This is a genomic window from Ramlibacter rhizophilus (assembly GCF_004681965.1).
GTDB lineage: Bacteria > Pseudomonadota > Gammaproteobacteria > Burkholderiales > Burkholderiaceae_C > Ramlibacter > Ramlibacter rhizophilus.
In genome coordinates this window covers 128914-143065 of sequence record NZ_SMLL01000009.1, presented here as the reverse complement: position 1 = coordinate 143065, position 14152 = coordinate 128914, and the positions used below count along the sequence as shown (strand labels likewise).

At 70.2% G+C, this 14152-nt stretch carries 13 protein-coding genes; 2 read left to right on the top strand and 11 right to left on the bottom strand.

Annotation, left to right across the window (positions count from 1 at the left end):
- Window positions 1–13: 13 nt before the first annotated feature.
- The 11 genes from trpA to EZ242_RS20870 form a co-directional block, all read right to left on the bottom strand.
- Window positions 14–823 (bottom strand): tryptophan synthase subunit alpha, encoded by an 810-nt coding sequence (gene trpA, locus EZ242_RS20920; RefSeq protein WP_135287133.1) that lies wholly within the window; start codon window positions 821–823, stop codon window positions 14–16.
- Window positions 820–2082 (bottom strand): tryptophan synthase subunit beta, encoded by a 1263-nt coding sequence (gene trpB, locus EZ242_RS20915; protein ID WP_135287132.1) that lies wholly within the window; start codon window positions 2080–2082, stop codon window positions 820–822. Before trpB ends, trpA begins: the two co-directional genes overlap by 4 nt.
- Window positions 2079–2765, bottom strand: a complete 687-nt coding sequence (locus EZ242_RS20910) for a phosphoribosylanthranilate isomerase (RefSeq protein WP_135287131.1) — start codon at window positions 2763–2765, stop codon at window positions 2079–2081. The genes trpB and EZ242_RS20910 overlap by 4 nt, the downstream gene beginning before the upstream one ends.
- 69 nt (window positions 2766–2834) lie before the next feature.
- Window positions 2835–3644, bottom strand: a complete 810-nt coding sequence (truA, locus tag EZ242_RS20905) for a tRNA pseudouridine(38-40) synthase TruA (RefSeq protein ID WP_135287130.1) — start codon at window positions 3642–3644, stop codon at window positions 2835–2837.
- A 4-nt stretch (window positions 3645–3648) separates the two neighbouring features.
- Window positions 3649–6609, bottom strand: a complete 2961-nt coding sequence (locus tag EZ242_RS20900) for a FimV/HubP family polar landmark protein (protein ID WP_135287129.1) — start codon at window positions 6607–6609, stop codon at window positions 3649–3651.
- A gap of 196 nt (window positions 6610–6805) precedes the next feature.
- The gene (gene asd, locus EZ242_RS20895; protein ID WP_135287221.1) at window positions 6806–7951 is read right to left on the bottom strand and encodes an aspartate-semialdehyde dehydrogenase; all 1146 of its coding nucleotides are present in this window, start codon (window positions 7949–7951) and stop codon (window positions 6806–6808) included.
- Window positions 7952–8036: 85 nt separating this feature from the next.
- Entirely contained in the window at window positions 8037–9131 is a 1095-nt protein-coding gene (gene leuB, locus EZ242_RS20890; protein WP_135287128.1) for a 3-isopropylmalate dehydrogenase, read from the bottom strand.
- Between the two features lie 11 nt (window positions 9132–9142).
- Complete coding sequence (gene leuD / locus EZ242_RS20885) at window positions 9143–9787, bottom strand: 3-isopropylmalate dehydratase small subunit (protein ID WP_135287127.1); 645 nt, start codon at window positions 9785–9787, stop codon at window positions 9143–9145.
- 5 nt (window positions 9788–9792) lie between these two features.
- Complete coding sequence (locus EZ242_RS20880; protein WP_135287126.1) at window positions 9793–9918, bottom strand: entericidin A/B family lipoprotein; 126 nt, start codon at window positions 9916–9918, stop codon at window positions 9793–9795.
- An 18-nt stretch (window positions 9919–9936) separates the two neighbouring features.
- Window positions 9937–11358 carry a 3-isopropylmalate dehydratase large subunit gene (gene leuC / locus EZ242_RS20875; protein ID WP_135287125.1) on the bottom strand — a complete coding sequence of 474 codons (1422 nt, stop codon included), beginning with the start codon at window positions 11356–11358 and terminating at the stop codon, window positions 9937–9939.
- A gap of 26 nt (window positions 11359–11384) precedes the next feature.
- Window positions 11385–12308: a LysR substrate-binding domain-containing protein gene (locus EZ242_RS20870; protein ID WP_276606547.1), complete on the bottom strand. Its 924-nt coding sequence runs from the start codon at window positions 12306–12308 to the stop codon at window positions 11385–11387.
- Window positions 12309–12609: 301 nt separating this feature from the next.
- On the opposite strand from EZ242_RS20870, the gene EZ242_RS22170 reads away from it, so the two are divergent.
- Both EZ242_RS22170 and EZ242_RS20860 read left to right on the top strand, forming a co-directional pair.
- Window positions 12610–12939: a GYD domain-containing protein gene (locus EZ242_RS22170; protein ID WP_167784908.1), complete on the top strand. Its 330-nt coding sequence runs from the start codon at window positions 12610–12612 to the stop codon at window positions 12937–12939.
- Between the two features lie 206 nt (window positions 12940–13145).
- On the top strand, window positions 13146–14108 hold the full coding sequence (locus EZ242_RS20860) for a Bug family tripartite tricarboxylate transporter substrate binding protein (RefSeq protein WP_135287123.1): 963 nt from the start codon (window positions 13146–13148) through the stop codon (window positions 14106–14108).
- The last annotated feature ends 44 nt before the right edge of the window (window positions 14109–14152 follow it).

The window sequence follows — 14152 nt, the reverse complement described above, 5'->3', positions numbered from 1 at the left end:
TTCGGGGCGGATTCTAGGCGTCCAGCGCCCGGCGGATCTCCGCCAGGAACTGCGCCGCAGCCGGCGCGACCTTCTCGCGCGGCTGCCCTTCGATCAACTGGATAAGACGCGTGCCGATGACCACCGCATCCGCCACGCGACCGACGGCGCAGGCCGTCTGCGCATCCCGGATGCCGAAGCCCACGCCCACCGGAATCTTCACGTGCTCGCGGATGCGCGGCAGCATCCGTTCGACCGCGCCGGTGTCGAGGTGGCCGGCGCCGGTCACGCCCTTGAGCGAGACGTAGTAGACGTAGCCGCTGGCCACGCGTGCCACCAGGCGGATGCGTTCGTCGGTGCTGGTGGGCGCGAGCAGGAAGATGAGGTCCATGCCCTGCGCGCGCAGCTGCGCGGCGAAGGCCTCGCATTCCTCGGGCGGGTAGTCCACGACCAGCAGGCCGTCCACGCCCGCCTGCGCGGCGTCGCGGATGAAGGCGCCGGCGCCGTGGCGCAGGTCGTAGCGCTCGACCGGATTGGCATAGCCCATGAGGACGACCGGCGTGCTTTGGTCGCGCTCGCGGAACCGGCGCACGGCCTGCAGCACCTGCGCCATGCCCACGCCCAGGGCCAGCGCACGTTCGCCGGCCTTCTGGATCACCGGGCCATCGGCCATGGGGTCGGAGAAGGGGACACCCAGCTCGATCACGTTGGCGCCGGCTTCGACCATGGCGTGCATCAGCTCCGGCGTGACGTCCGCATAGGGGAAGCCCGCCATGACGTAGGGAATGAGGGCCTTGCGGCCCTGCGCCTTCAGGCGCTCGAACGTGGCGGCGATGCGGCTCACGGCTTGAACTCCACGCGCGCCTCGCCCTTGACGCTCTGGCCGCGGCAGCTCGGTCGGCAGTAGAAGTCCGCGCCGCTCAGGTCGGCCACGGTGCCGATGTCCTTGTCGCCCCGGCCCGAGAGGTTCACCAGCAGGCTCTGGTCGCTGCGCATCGTCCGCGCGAGCTTCATGGCATGGGCGATGGCGTGGCTGGACTCCAGCGCGGGGATGATGCCTTCGGTGCGGCACAGGTAGTGGAAGGCCTCCAGCGCCTCGGCGTCGGTGATGCCCACGTACTCGGCACGGCCGATGTCCTTGAGCCAGGCGTGCTCCGGGCCCACGCCAGGGTAGTCCAGGCCCGCGCTGATGCTGTGCGTCTCGGTGATCTGGCCGTCCTCGTCCTGCAGGATGTAGGTGCGGTTGCCGTGCAGCACGCCCGGATTGCCCCGCTGGAGCGAGGCCGAGTGCTTGCCGCTGTCCAGGCCTTCGCCGGCGGCCTCCACACCGATGAGGCGGGTGTCCTCGAAGCCGATGTAGGGGTGGAAGATGCCCATGGCGTTGCTGCCGCCGCCCACGCAGGCGATCACCGCGTCGGGCTGGCGGCCGGCGAGCGCGGGCATCTGTTCGATGCACTCGTGGCCGATGACGCTCTGGAAGTCACGGACCATCATCGGATAGGGGTGCGGGCCGGCCACGGTGCCGATGATGTAGAAGGTGTTCTCCACGTTCGTGACCCAGTCGCGCATGGCTTCGTTCAGGGCGTCCTTGAGCGTGCGGCTGCCCAGTTCCACCGGCACCACCTGCGCGCCCAGCAGCTTCATGCGGTACACGTTGGGGCTCTGGCGCTTGACGTCCTCGGCGCCCATGTACACCACGCATTCCAGCCCGTAGCGGGCGCAGATGGTGGCCGTGGCCACGCCGTGCTGGCCGGCGCCGGTTTCGGCGATCACGCGCGGCTTGCCCATGCGCCGCGCGAGCATGGCCTGGCCGATGACGTTGTTGATCTTGTGCGCGCCGGTGTGGTTGAGGTCTTCGCGCTTGAGGTAGATCTGCGCGCCGCCCATCTCGCGGCTCATGCGCGCGGCGTGGTAGATGGGGGAGGGCCGACCCACGAAGTGCGCCAGCTCGTACTGGAACTCGGCCAGGAACTCGGGGTCGCGCTGCCAGCGCGCGTAGGCCGCGCGCAGTTCGCTGATGGCGTGGGTCAGCGTCTCGCTGACGAAGCTGCCGCCGTAGATGCCGAAATGGCCCGCGGCATCGGGTTGCTCATAGCTGCTCATGATTGGGAAGGGGCAAGCTCGTCGGCTGCCCGGACGGCAGCCACGAAGCGATGGATCTTGCCGGCGTCCTTGATGCCCTTGGCGGACTCGACGCCGGAACTCACGTCAACGGCCAGCGTTCGGCAACGCGGCCGCAGCTGCGCGATGCCATCGCCCACGTTTGCAGGTGTCAACCCACCAGACAAGACGAGGTGAGCGTCGACGTTTGTTGGAATGCGTGACCAATCGAATGCCTTGCCGGCGCCGCCGTAGCCCTCGACATGCGCGTCGAGGACCAGGCCCTGGGCCGAGGAGAAGCGGGACGCGAATGTTAGCAAGTCGAAGCCCTGTCCCGCTTCGAGCGGGATGCGGGCGGCGCGCAGGTAGGGCCGCCCCGCGGCGGCCACCACGCACTGCTCGGGTGTCTCGTCGCCGTGGAACTGCAGCCAGGCCTGCGGGATGCGCTCGCAGGCAGCCACGACGTCGCTGGCGGGGGCATTGACGAAGAGAAGCGTGGGCGCGACGAAGGGCGGCAGGCGCCGCGCGAGCTCGGCGGCACGCGCGAGGCTCACGTGGCGCGGGCTGCGCTCCCAGAGCACGAAGCCCACCGCATCCGCGCCGGCCTGCACCGCGGCATCCACGTCCTGCTCGCGCGTGAGCCCGCAGATCTTGATGCGCGTGCGGCGCTGGGAAGGGGCGGTCATGGCGTGTGGGTCCGGGGGGCGGTCTGCAGGTGGGACCGGGAGGCCGAGCCGGGGCTCGGGGAGGAAGTCTCAGGGAAGCCAATCATACGCAGCGCTGTGCTGCGGCAATCCCCAGTGCGGCTCGTACACCGGGCCCAGGAAGTACAGGCCGTCGGGCGAAAAGGTCGGCGCCGCCGCGTCGCGGCTGCGCGCCTGCAGCACCTGCCGCATCCACGAAGGCGGCTGCGCACCCTGGCCGACCAGCACCAGGCAGCCCATGATGTTGCGGATCATGTGGTGCAGGAAGGCATTGGCCTCGAACTCGAAGCGCCAGTAGGCGCCGCGCCGGTGGATGTCGATGCGGTGCAGGGTCTTCACCGGCGTGTGCGACTGGCAGGCCGAGGCGCGGAAGGAGCTGAAGTCGTGCTCGCCCAGGAGCATCGCAGCGGCTTCCCGCATGGGCTCGGCCTGGAGCGGGCGGAACACCCAGCCGGCACGGCCGGCGTCCACGCTGGGACGCACCGGCGACTCGCGCAGCACGTAGGCATAGCGGCGCGCGATGGCGCTGGCGCGGGCATGGAAGCTGCGCGGCACGGGCTGTGCCCATTCGACGGCGATGTCCGGCGGCAGGAAGCGGTTGGTGCCGCGCACCCAGGAGAAGGGCTCGCGCTGCACGGGCGTGTCGAAGTGCACCACCTGCATCAGGCCGTGCACGCCGGCGTCGGTGCGGCCGGCGCACAGGGTGGCGATCGGCTGGTCGGCGAACTGCGAGAGCGCATGCTCCAGGTGGTCCTGGATCGTGCGGCCCGAGGGCTGGCTCTGCCAACCCTCGTAGCCCTGGCCGCTGTAACTGATGCCGAGCGCGATGCGGCCCGGGTCGGGCGCGGCCTCGGAGTTCACGTCATCAACCGAGGTCCGCGAGGAAGCGGCGCGCGCGGTCCTGCAATGCCCCGGAGGCTTCGGCCAGCACTTCCTCGGCCAGGCTGCGGGCGCCGTCGCTGTCGCCGATGGCCTGGAATTCCTCGGCCAGCGAGAGCTTGGTGGCCAGCGGGTCGGCGTCGGTGAAATCCTCGTCCTCGGCCCTGAGCTCGGGCAGGTCGCCGAGGGTGGAGGGCGGCGGATCGAGTTGCAGCGAAAGATCGCCCAGGTCGAAGGAGAGCGGGTCGGACACCGGGGCGGCAGCGGCCTGCGCCTCCGGTGCCGGCGCCGGTTCGAATGACAGGTCGGCGAGCGGCATGGCCGCCAGGCCGGACAGCTCGGTGCCGGCTTCAGCCGCGGCCGTCGGTGCGGGCAGCGGATCGAATTCCAGGTCCGGCAGTTCCAGCGTGACGGCTTCAGCCAGCGACGCGGTTGCAGTCGGCTGCGCAGGCGAGGGCGCCGGCTCGTCGGGTGGGAGGTCGAAGTCCAGGCTCGTCGCTTCCGGCATGGGCAGGGCCGCGGCCCGGGCGCTGGAGAGGGCGGCGAGGTCGTCGAGCAACTCGTCCGCCGGGCTGGGCGCCGCCTCGTCCGCGACCACCGGGCGCAGCTCTTCGAGCGGGTCCGCGGGGAGCCTGGCGAGGGTGGAGGCAGGCGTGTTGCCTTCCGAATCGATGAAGTCCAGGTCCAGGTCCAGGTCGATGCCCGCGGGTGCGGCCGGGCTCGGCACGGACGGCGGCACGGCTTCCAGGACCACGGCTTCGTCGGCCTCGTCGGTGGTGATGTAGCGGGTGCCCGCCAGCGTCGCCGAGGCGGCCGGCATGGCCGCGGCCAGGGTGGCGGCGCCTGGCCGGCGGGCGTCCGCGAAGCCGTGTGCGCTTTCGTAGAGCGGGTTGGCCGCGTCGAGCTCCTGGCCCAGCTTGCAGATGTGCTGCCACTCGGGACCTTGGCCCTGGGTCAGGGCATGCGCCTCCGAGGCGATGAGTTCGAAGGCCTGCGCGTCGCGACGTCGCGCGTAGATCTCCAGCAGCTTGGTGTGGATGGCCACCCGCTGCGGCGTGATGCGCAAGGCTTCCTTGAGGATTTCCTCGGCCTGCAGGTCACGGCCATAGGCCAGGTACACATCGGCCTCGGCGACCGGATCGACGTCGCCGGCGGCGTCGAGCTGGCTGGGCGAATACACCATGGACGAGGCGGTGGTCTGCGCGGCCTCGGCCGTGTCGATGCGCTGGCCGCCGCTGGCGCCGAAGAAGGAGTCCGGCTGCAGGCGGCTTTCCAGGAAGGAGCTGTCCACGGTGGCGGTCTTGTTCCGCCGCCGCAGGCGCAGCAGCGCCCAGCCGAGCAGCAGGGCGAGGGCGCCACCGGCCGCGGCGGGCACCAGCGGTTCGGCGATGAGCTGGTCCACGAGGGCGGGCTCGTCCGCGCTGGACGCAGGCGCCGGGCTGGGGGGTGCGGCGGCGGCCGTCGGCGCTGCAGCGGATGCAGCGGGTGCGGCAGGCGCGGCGGAATCCGGCGCTGCGGCGCCAGGTGCCTGCGCGGCCGACGCTTCGGCCGCGGCGGCCGCGGCCGGAGCCGGTGCCTCGATGGTGGCGCCCGGTACCTGGGCTGCCACGGCGATGCCGGCCGCAGGCGCGGCGGCCGGGGCCGCCGCTGCCGCGCCGCCGGTGCCGCCCCCGGCGGGGGCCGTCGCGGTGGCCGTGGTGGCGGCGCTCAAGCGGCTGAGCTCGGCGATGTTCTTGTTCAGCTCCGCCAGCCGGGCGGCGGTCTCCTGCTCGTTGCGCTCCCGCGCGATGCGCTCCTCCTCGGCCGCCGTACGGGCTGCGCGCACGGAACCCTTGGACAGGGTGAGCCGGTCCGGGCCGGCCGTCGCCTGGCCCCGGTCCTGTACCTCGGTCTGCACGCGGCCGGAGGCCGAGCGGGACGCGCTGGCCACGGCCGGCGCTTCGCCGAGGTTCTGCGCCAGGCGGCGCCGGAACTCGTTGAAGTCGCGGCTGTGCGCGACGATGGTCTGGCGGGCTTCGGCGCGCGGCACGGCAGCGGCCTGCGCTTCGCTGGGCAACTCCAGCACGGCGCCCGAACGCAGGCGGTTGACGTTGTCGCCGAAGAAGGCCTCCGGGTTGCTGCGCAGCATGGCCACCAGCATCTGGTCGAGCGAGACCGAGGGCGGCCGATAGCGCGTGGCGATCTCGCCGGCCGTGTCGCCCGGCTGCACGGTGACCCGGGCCGGCGCGTCGGCCGTGGGCGCCGCGGGCCGCCGCGCCAGGCGTTCGGTGCCCGCAGGACGGGCGGGGGCTTCCGGTGTCGGTTCGGCGGCCCTGGCCGCGGCGGGCGCGGCAGCGGGCGCCGAAGAGGAGGGCGCGCGGTTCGCGACATCGGCGCGAACCGCGGGCGGCGTTGCGGGCGTGGGCTCCGCGGCAGCCCGCGCGGACGTGCGGCCGACCGGCGGCGGGACGATCTGCGCCGCCACGGGCGCGGACGGGCGCAGGCTGGGCGGATCCAGCAGCATGGTGAAGTCGCGCACGATGCGGCCGGTGGCCCACTGGGCATCGACGATCACGTCGAGGAAGGGGTCGTTGATGGCCCGCTCGCTGGACAGGCGCAGGAAATAGCTGCCGTCGGCGCGGCGCTGCAGGGCCAGGCGCGCACCGGCGAGCGCCTGGTTGAGTTCGACGCCCGCGCGCTGGAAGGCTGCGGGCGAGGCAATGGACACCTTGAGCGATTCGAGCTCTTCGGCGGAGATCTGCGGAACCTCGATTTCGGCCTGCAGGGGCTCGCCCAGGGCGGAGACCACCTTGACGCGGCCGAGCGCCAGGGCGTGCGCGTCGCCCCCGACGCCGACCAGCAGCAGCGCCGCCGCCAACGCCACGGCGGTGGACCGCCAGCGGGGCAGGCGCGAGGCACCGGAAAGCAGATGGCCGGCTCGGCTGGCGGGCAGCAGCGGTTTTCTCATGGTGCGGGCGGTCGCCTTATGCAATGGATCACCTGAAGTAGATTGCATGATTCCTCGGAGCCGGACAAGGAAGCCGGCTCGGCGGCCGAGACATCGTTCTCAGCCGCACGGAAGCTCTGCGATTCATGTTGCCACATGACAACGGCCTGGAACGTTCAGTTACAGGCCGTTGCATTAGGTTAATTCCTGAAGGGTGTCAAGCGTCCAGCAGGATGCGCAGCATGCGGCGCAGCGGTTCGGCGGCGCCCCAGAGGAGCTGGTCGCCGATGGTGAAGGCGCCCAGGTACTCGGGGCCCATGGCCAGCTTGCGCAGGCGCCCCACCGGGATGTCCAGCGTGCCCGTGACGGCCACGGGCGTGAGGCCGGCGAGCGTGGCCTCGCGGGTGTTGGGCACGACTTTGACCCAGGCGTTGTCCGCCGCGATCATGGCCTCGATGTCCGCCAGCGGCACGTCCTTGCGCAGCTTGAATGTCAGGGCCTGGCTGTGGCAGCGCATGGCGCCGACGCGCACGCAGAAGCCGTCCACCGGGACGGCCGGTGCCGAGAAGCCGGGGCCCTGGCCCAGGATCTTGTTGGTCTCGGCGCCGCCCTTCCATTCCTCGCGGCTCATGCCGTCGCCCAGGTCCTTGTCGATCCAGGGAATGAGCGAGCCGCCCAGGGGCACGCCGAAATTCTGCGTCTCGGCGGCAGACAGCGACTGCTGCTTGCCCAGGATCTTGCGGTCGATCTCCAGGATGGCCGAGCGCGGATCGTCCAGCAGGGCGCGCACCTCGGCGTTGAGCGTGCCGAACTGGGTGAGCAGCTCGCGCATGTGCTGCGCACCGCCGCCCGAGGCGGCCTGGTAGGTCATGCTGGTCATCCACTCGACCAGGCCGGCCTTGTACAGCGCGCCCACGCCCATCAGCATGCAGCTGACGGTGCAGTTGCCGCCGATCCAGTTGCGGCCGCCCTTGGACAGGGCGTTCTTGATGACCGGCGAGTTGACCGGGTCGAGGACGATGACGGCGTCGTCCTTCATGCGCAGGGTGGAGGCGGCGTCGATCCAGTGGCCGTTCCAGCCGGCCGCGCGCAGCTTGGGATAGACCTCGCTGGTGTAGTCGCCGCCCTGGGCCGTGAGGATCACGTCGCACCTGGCGAGCTGGCCGATGTCGAAGGCGTCCTTGAGGGTCGGCTCGTTCTTGGCCTGCGCGGGCGCCTTGCCGCCGGCGTTGGAGGTGGAGAAGAACACCGGCTCGATCAGGCCGAAGTCGCCTTCGGCCTGCATGCGGTCCATGAGGACCGAGCCGACCATGCCGCGCCAGCCGACCAGGCCGACCAGGGGTTGTTGTGCCTTGAGAGTCATCGTCATCGCCCTTTGCTTGAGTTGGATTTCACTTCGCCCCCGGCTCGTCCGGGCCGGGGGAGGGCGCGCGACGAACCGGAGCTTGCTAGCCCTTGGTAATCGTTTTGGTGGTGATCGCGGCCACGACCGCGTCGCCCATCTCGCGGGTGCCGACCTTCGTGGTGCCGTCCGAGTGAATGTCCGCCGTGCGCAGGCCCTGCGCCAGCACGTGCTGGACCGCCGACTCGATGCGGTCGGCGGCCTGGGGCTGGTCGAGGGAGAAGCGGAGCATCATGGCGGCGGACAGGATTGTAGCCAAGGGGTTGGCGATTCCCTGGCCCGCGATGTCGGGCGCGCTGCCGTGGCTGGGCTCGTACAGGCCCTGGCCCCGCTCGTTCAGGCTGGCCGAAGGCAGCATGCCGATGGAGCCGGTGAGCATGGCGGCTTCGTCCGAGAGGATGTCGCCGAACATGTTGCCGGTGACCACCACGTCGAACTTCTTGGGCGCGCGCACCAGCTGCATGGCGGCGTTGTCCACGTACATGTGGTCCAGCGCGACGTCGGGGTACTGCTGCCCCACCTCGGTGACCACGTCCTTCCAGAGCTGGAAGGTCTCCAGCACGTTGGACTTGTCAACGCTGGTCACGCGCTGGCTGCGCTTGCGCGCGGCCTGGAAGGCGATGTGGGCGATGCGCTCGATCTCCGGGCGCGAGTAGCGCATGGTGTCGAAGGCTTCCTCGGCGCCGGGGAAGTGGCCGTCCGGTGCGGTGCGGCGTCCGCGCGGCTGGCCGAAGTAGATGTCGCCCGTGAGCTCGCGGATGATGAGGATGTCCAGCCCGGCGATCAGTTCGGGCTTCAGGCTGGAGGCGTGCGTGAGCTGCTCATAGCAGATGGCCGGCCGGAAGTTGGCGAACAGGCCCAGGTGCTTGCGCAGCCCCAGGATGGCCTGCTCGGGCCGCAGCGCGCGTTCGAGCTTGTCGTACTTCCAGTCGCCCACGGCGCCGAACAGGATGGCGTCGGCCTCCTGGGCCAGCTTGAGCGTGGATTCGGGCAGCGGATGCCCGTGCGACTCGTAGGCCGCGCCGCCCACCGGCGCTGCCTCCATGTCGAATTCCAGCTCGAGCGCGTTGAGGACCTTGACGGCCTCGGCCACGATCTCGGGGCCGATGCCGTCGCCGGGGAGCACTGCAATCTTCTTCATCTGTCCTTGCCTCACAGGGTCTGCGCCAGCCAGGGCTTGGTGGCCAGGCGCTCGGCCTCGTAGGCCTTGATCTTGTCCGCCTGCCGCAGCGTCAGCCCGATGTCGTCGAAGCCATTGAGCAGGCAGTACTTGCGAAAGGGCTGCACCTCGAAAGCGAGTTCCTCGCCCTGCGGCTTGACCACGACCTGGCGTTCCAGGTCCACGGTGAGTTCGTAGCCGGGAAAGGCGTTCACCTCGTCGAAGAGGCGGGAGACCGTGCTCTCGGGCAGCACGATGGGCAGCACGCCGTTCTTGAAGCAGTTGTTGAAGAAGATGTCGGCGTAGCTCGGCGCGATGAGTGCACGGAAGCCGTACTGCTGCAGCGCCCAGGGCGCATGCTCGCGCGAGGAGCCGCAGCCGAAGTTGCGGCGCGCCAGCAGCACCGAAGCGCCCGCGTAGCGGGGCTGGTTCAGCACGAAGTCCGGGTTCGGCTTGCGGCTGGCCGGGTCCTGGCCGGGCTCGCCATGGTCCAGGTAGCGCCACTCGTCGAACAGGGTGGGGCCGAAGCCCGTCTTGCGGATCGACTTGAGGAACTGCTTGGGGATGATGGCGTCGGTGTCGACGTTCTCGCGGTCGAGCGGTGCGACCAGGCCTTTGTGGATGGTGAACTTGTCCATGGTGGCTACTTCTTGCCAGCGCCTTCGAGCGCGCTGCCGGCCTTCTGGATGTCCTGGCCCATGCCACGGACGGTGTTGCAGCCGGCCAGCACGAAGGTGGCGGCCAGCAGGAGGGCGGTGAACTTCTTCATGGTGTTTGTCCTCAAGGATCAGGCGAACTGGCGGATATCGACGAAGTGACCATGCACGGCCGCGGCGGCAGCCATGGCGGGGGACACCAGGTGCGTGCGGCCGCCGGCGCCCTGGCGGCCTTCGAAGTTGCGGTTGCTGGTGGAGGCGCAGCGCTCGCCCGGCTCCAGCCGGTCGGCGTTCATGGCCAGGCACATGGAGCAGCCGGGCTCGCGCCACTCGAAGCCGGCGGCCTTGAAGATCTCGTGCAGGCCCTCGCGCTCGGCCTGCTCCTTGACCAGCCCGGAGCCCGGCACCACCAGCGCCAGCTTCACGTTGCGGGACACCTTCTGGCCCAGGCGCTTGACCACGGCCGCGGCCTCGCGCATGTCCTCGATGCGGCTGTTCGTGCACGAGCCGATGAAGACCTTGTCCACGTGCACGTCGGCCAGCGGCTTGCCCGGCTCCAGGCCCATGTAGGCCAGGGCCCGCTCCATGGCGGCGCGGCGGCTCTCGTCCTTTTCCTTGTCGGGGTCGGGCACGCGCGCGTCGATGCCCAGCACCATCTCGGGCGAGGTGCCCCAGGTGACCTGCGGCACGATCTGCGCGGCGTCGAGCTCGACCACCGCGTCCCAGTGCGCGTCGGCGTCGGAATGCAGCGTGCGCCAGTAGGCGACCGCCTGCTCCCAGGCGACGCCGGTGGGCGCCAGCGGGCGGCCCTTCACGTACTCGATGGTCTTGTCGTCCACCGCCACCAGGCCCGCGCGCGCGCCCGCCTCGATGGCCATGTTGCACACCGTCATGCGGCCTTCCATGGTGAGCGAGCGGATGGCCGAGCCGCCGAACTCGATGGTGTAGCCGGTGCCCCCGGCGGTGCCGATCTTGCCGATGATGGCCAGCACCACGTCCTTGGCGGTGATGCCGCGCGCGAGCGTGCCGTTCACCTTCACCAGCATGTTCTTCGCCTTCTTGGCCAGCAGGGTCTGCGTGGCCAGCACGTGCTCCACCTCGCTGGTGCCGATGCCGTGGGCCAGCGCACCGAAGGCGCCATGCGTGGAGGTGTGCGAGTCGCCGCAGACCACCGTCATGCCCGGAAGCGTGGCGCCCTGCTCGGGGCCGATCACGTGCACGATGCCCTGGCGCTTGGAGAGGAACGGGAAGTAGGCGGCCGCGCCGAACTCCTTGATGTTCTTGTCCAGCGTGGTGACCTGCTCCTTGGAGATCGGGTCGGTGATGCCGTCGTAGCCGCGTTCCCAGCCGGTGGTGGGCGTGTTGTGGTCGGCCGTGGCCACCACGCTGCTGACGCGCCAGACCTTGCGGCCGCTCTCGCGCAGGCCCTCGAAGGCCTGGGGGCTGGTGACTTCATGCACCAGGTGGCGGTCGATGTAGAGGATGGCGGTGCCGTCCTCCTCCGCGTGGATGACGTGCTCGTCCCAGATCTTGTCGTAGAGGGTGCGTCCCATGATGAGGCCTTTTCGGGTCAGGAATTCTAAGGAGCGGTGCGCACCTGTGCGCCGAGGTGTTCGGCCAGCAGGCGTGCGGTAGCGGGCAGGGTGGCGAAATCGCGGGCCACGAGCTGCAGCTCGCGCAGGGCCCAGGCGTCGGTCAGCGGCACGGCTTCGAGGCCGCCCATGGGGGCCAGCAGCTCGAAGGCGCGGTCGGGCACCAGGCCGATGCCCAGCCCGCTTTGGACCATGCGGCACAGGGCGTCCAGGCCGGTGACCTGCATGCGAAGCCGCAGCGGCCGGCCCGCCTCGTGCGCGGCGCGGCTCATGGCCAGGTTGATGGAGCTGTTGCTGTGAAGCCCGAGGTGGTCGAAATCCAGCGTGTCGGCGAACGCCACCCGCGCCAGCCGCGCGAGCGCATGGCCGCTCGGGACGGCGAGCACCAGCCGGTCCTGCCGGTAGGCGCGCAGGGCCAGGTCGCCGGCCTCGGCCGGCAGGTGGCAGATGCCCAGGTCGCAGTGGCCTTCGCGCACGGCGCGGACGACGTCGGCACTGAGGTGCTCGCTCAGGTCGATCCTCACCTCGCGGTGGTGTTCGGCGAAAGCCGCCAGGTCCTCGGGCAGGAACTGCACGATGGCCGAGATGGTGGCGTGCACGCGCACGTGGCCGCGCACGCCTTCGGCGTAGTCGCTGAGGTCCGCCTGCATGCGCTCCAGGTTGAACTGGACGGCGCGCGCGTGATGCAGCAGCGTCTGGCCGGCCGGGGTCAGCTCGACCCCCCGGGCGCGCCGGTAGAACAGCGGCGTGCCCACGGCGTCTTCCAGGTCGCTGATGCGCTTGCTGGCGGCGGAATTGGCCAGCGACTCCTGCTCGGCCGCGCGCCCGATGCTGCCCAGCTCGCCGGCCGCCATGAACAGCTGCAAGGAGGTGAGGTCAAGCCGGCGGATGAAGCTGCGGTCGGGCGGCACGTGTCGCGATCTGCGAAGGGAATCGCCGATTTTCTCAGAGCGAAGGCCGGGTGATTTCTCTTTTGGCGAAGGGTGCGTGCGTGGTTCCGGATCGCTGGCGGCCGTTTGGCCGGGGCCGCACACCCTGTTGCATCGCTCGCGCCACCGTACAAAGCCGCTGTTTACGAAGCGGGTCGCGGCGCGCTCAATGCGGCTTGGCCGGACCTTCAGCGCCGCCGGCCAACCCGGGTGCGCAGGCGACGTTCCCGGACTGGCGCCCGGGAATCCATCGGCGCTGATGTCGTTTTCCAAGGAGGCCACCATGCCCCGCTACCTCGTCCAGGCGTCCTACACCTCCGCTGCCGCGGCGGCGTTCATCAGCAATCCCCAGGACCGGGTCGCCGGCCTCAAGGCCCTGGTCGAAAAGATGGAAGGGAAGTTGGAAAGCCTGGACTTCTGTCTCGGCGAGTACGACGTGGTCGGTGTCTATTCGGCTCCCGACGACGTCACGGCGGCCGCCCTGGCACTAGCCGTCAGCGCGCCCGGGCACCTGCGCAGCTACAAGACCACGCGGCTGCTGTCCGCGCAGGAATTCCTGCAGGCACAGAAGAAGGCACGCGGGGCGAACTATCAGGCGCCGACGAGCGCGTGAGTCACGCGCAGACGATGTGGGCAGCCGGTGCGATGGCTGTCCGCAGGACGCAAGAGGCTCGCTGATGCGGGCCTCTTGTCTTTGCTGTGGCAGAGGCACTCCAAAAGGACTGTGCAGGCCGTGTCCACCAAGTGACTGGACGCGGCATGGAAATGGCATGCAATCCGAAGTGGCTCGATCAGCAATCGCAAAAGGAGACGAATTCCATGCAACGCCGCCACTTCACCGCCGCCCTCGCGGCCACCGTCGCCGCGCCGTTCGCGCACGCGCAGCCTGCCTGGCCTTCGCGTCCGATCAAGGTGCTGGTGGGTTACCCGCCGGGCGGGTTCACCGACATCACGGCCCGCTTGATCTCCGACAAGCTGCAGGCGCGGCTCGGCCAGCCGGTGATCGTCGAGAACAAGCCGGGCGCCAACGGCATCGTGGCCGTGGACACGCTGGCCAAGGCGGCGCCGGACGGCAGCACCTTCGCGGTCGTCATCGCCGCGCACGCGGCCAATACGACGCTGTACAAGAAGCTGCCCTACGACCCGAAAGACGTGACCGGTGTGTCGCTGATCGGCGTGTCGCCGCTGATCTACGCCGCCAACAACGACGGGCCCTTCAAGAACGCCAAGGAACTGGTCGCCTACGCCAAGGCCAACCCGGGCAAGATCAGCTACGGCTCCAGCGGCAACGGCTCGGCCGTGCACCTGTCCACCGAACTGCTGAAGTCGGTGACCGGCACGCAGATGGTCCACGTCCCCTACCGCGGGTCCGCGGCGGCGTTCACGGACCTGCTGGGCGGGCAGATCCAGCTGTTCGGCGACGCCGCGCAGGGCCTCATTGCACCCGGCAAGGCGGGCAAGGTGCGCCTGCTCGGCGTGGCGAGCGACAAGCGCCTCGCGGCGCTGCCCGACGTCCCCACCTTCATCGAGCAGGGCATCCCCGGCTACGTGACGAGCACCTGGGCCGGCATGCTCGCCCCCGCCGGCACGCCGGCGCCGATCGTCGAGCGCATGGCCGAGGCGATCGCGGCCGTCGTGAAGATGGACGATGTCAAGGCGCGCCTGGACACCATGGGCACCATCCCGGTGGGCAACAGTCCGGCGGAGTTCAACAAGTTCATCGCCGACGAGACGGCCAAGTGGAGCAAGGTCATCCGCGAAGCCGGGGTGACGCTGGACTGAGTAGCTTCTTGACACAAGCGCGACGGCCAAGAAAAAGGCCCGCC